Source organism: Gilliamella sp. Pas-s27 (genome assembly GCF_009795865.1).
Classification (GTDB): domain Bacteria; phylum Pseudomonadota; class Gammaproteobacteria; order Enterobacterales; family Orbaceae; genus Gilliamella.
The window spans coordinates 1-342 of the sequence record NZ_WTEW01000130.1; the positions used below are offsets into that span (position 1 = coordinate 1).

At 36.3% G+C, this 342-nt stretch carries 1 protein-coding gene; it reads right to left on the minus strand.

Annotated features, from left to right (window positions below; genetic code table 11):
* Positions 1-310 (minus strand): hypothetical protein (locus tag GQ589_RS12010; protein WP_160426492.1); only part of this gene is annotated, 310 nt, incomplete at its 3' end.
* Between the last annotated feature and the right edge of the window lie 32 nt (positions 311-342).

Consider the following 342-nt stretch of genomic DNA (forward strand, 5'->3'; position numbering starts at 1 on the left):
AATAAAAATAAACCATACGCATTCCTTGCAACTGATTATCAACCCCATCAATTTTATCAACCACAATTCGACCAAAACAGAAATTTGTTCCTCCCCACCATTCTTTATCAAGATATTTACGCCCTTCATCAGTTAAATTATAGCGGTAGAGTGGCTTGTCGCCATCGTGACCAACTAACTCTTCAGTAAATAATCCCTCTTTGGCATAAAGAGAGAGTTTTAAGTTAAGTTCGTTATTAGCGTCGATTTTATCATAAGGATCTTTTGGATCTATTTCACCTTCAAGGTAATGAATTGTATAGGGGTACATATTCTGATAAATCTTGCCCACCCGAAGACAAA